Origin of the sequence: Undibacterium sp. Ji83W, assembly GCF_049340385.1 — a bacterium.
Taxonomy (GTDB): domain Bacteria; phylum Pseudomonadota; class Gammaproteobacteria; order Burkholderiales; family Burkholderiaceae_D; genus Undibacterium.
Map to the genome: position 1 here is coordinate 1 of NZ_JBMPOZ010000056.1, position 1,620 is coordinate 1,620.

3 protein-coding genes are annotated in these 1,620 nt (G+C 49.2%); 1 reads left to right on the forward strand and 2 read right to left on the reverse strand.

Annotated features, from left to right (window positions below; all coding sequences use genetic code 11):
* Window positions 1-193 (forward strand): hypothetical protein (locus ACO0LD_RS31675; protein ID WP_423013510.1); only part of this gene is annotated, 193 nt, incomplete at its 5' end.
* 25 nt (window positions 194-218) lie between these two features.
* Here the strand turns inward: ACO0LD_RS31675 and ACO0LD_RS31680 are convergent.
* Together ACO0LD_RS31680 and ACO0LD_RS31685 are read right to left on the reverse strand one after the other, a co-directional pair.
* The gene (locus ACO0LD_RS31680; RefSeq protein WP_423013512.1) at window positions 219-1,313 is read right to left on the reverse strand and encodes an enoyl-CoA hydratase/isomerase family protein; all 1,095 of its coding nucleotides are present in this window, start codon (window positions 1,311-1,313) and stop codon (window positions 219-221) included.
* A 78-nt stretch (window positions 1,314-1,391) separates the two neighbouring features.
* Window positions 1,392-1,620 (reverse strand): hypothetical protein (locus tag ACO0LD_RS31685; RefSeq protein ID WP_423013514.1); only part of this gene is annotated, 229 nt, incomplete at its 5' end.

Genomic DNA, 1,620 nt, shown 5'->3' on the forward strand with positions numbered 1-1,620 from the left:
TCCCGTTTATGCAGTACAAAAAATGGGAAGGCCCGAAACTCGCTTCGCTCAGACAGCGGTCCTTCTTAATCCATTTTCTGTACCGCACAAACGGCGGCTACACATGGGAACTGCAAAATTCAAAAGCAACCGCAACTTCAAAAGCAACGTCAATGCGACCTTTGTGCAAATTCTGTATTGGCGATTGATTTAATATTCTTAAATAATCAGCTCTTCAATCACCCTTCCAAATACCGCAAAGGATGCGCATGCGCAGGCCAGGCTTCAGCAAAGAATCCTGTCACTTGTTCTGCGGTCACTTCAGCCAATGTAGCAGGTGACCAGCGTGGCGTATTGTCTTTATCTACCACCAACGCCCGTACACCTTCCAGCACTTCACCGTGCTTGAAGCAATGGCGTACCATGTTTCTTTCCATGCGCAGACAGGCTGATACTGTCATGTCTTTGCTGCGGCGCAGTTGTTCCAGCGTGACTGACATCAGCAGAGGGGAACGCTTTTGCATGGTGGCCAGGGTTTGCTGAGCGAATTCGCTGCTGTTTTGCTGCAGTCTTTCACAGATGCTAGTGACGCTATTGCCTGCGAAAATGTCATTGATGGCCGCATGTTGCGTTGCCAGTTTGCTGGTATCCGGTTTTGCTTGGTCAGCAAAAGGCGCAGCGAAATCGCGTATCGCCAGACGCAGGTCTGTGGCCGTGCTTTCACTGAGCAAACTCATCAATGCTGGTATTTCTGCAGTAGGTATATAGACATCCGCCAACCCTGCATAGATGGCATCTGCGGCGGTAATGATCTCGCCAGTCAGCCCCAGATAAGTACCAATTTCACCTTGAGTACGGGACAGAAAATAACCGCCGCCCACATCAGGGAAAAGACCAATATTCACTTCCGGCATGGCCATCTTGGTACGCTCTGTAACGATGCGCAAACGGCAATCTTCACCTGCCTGGGCGATACCCATGCCACCGCCCATCACCACGCCATTCATCAGCGCGATATAGGGTTTGGGGTAGAAATGGATTAAATGATTTAAGGCATATTCTTCCGTAAAAAAATCTTCCAGCAGGGCTGAGTCACCTTTGGGCGTGGCAGTGCCTACGTCATAGAAAAAACGGATATCCCCACCCGCACAAAATGCCTTCTCGCTGCTGCTGTGAATGAACACCGCACGCACGCTTTGATCATCACGCCAGGCCAGCAAGGTCGTTGTCAGCGCTCTTACCATATCGAGAGACAGCGAGTTCAATGCTTTGGGTCTGCCTAGGGTGATGTAACCTATATTGTTCTTGACGGAGGTAAGTACAAATTCGCTCATGGTGGTTGACTATGCAGGGTAGGGGATGAAGCTGCTATTTTAACTTTGTCAGGCTTGGGCGTCACGGGGTGTATATGTTTATGAGGAAATAGCGTAAGGGCGACATGCTTGTTGTTGTTGTTGTTGTTGTTGTTGTTGTTGTTGTTGTTGTTGTTGTTGTTGTTGTTGTTGTTGTTGTTGTTGCTGTTGGGTTTGATTTTGACGTTGCTTTTGACTTTCAGCAGTTCCCATGTGTAGCCGCCATTTGTACTGCACAAATGGGCACCCCGTAGGGGCGGCTATGCCTGGGTCGCCTTTCTTTGAATAC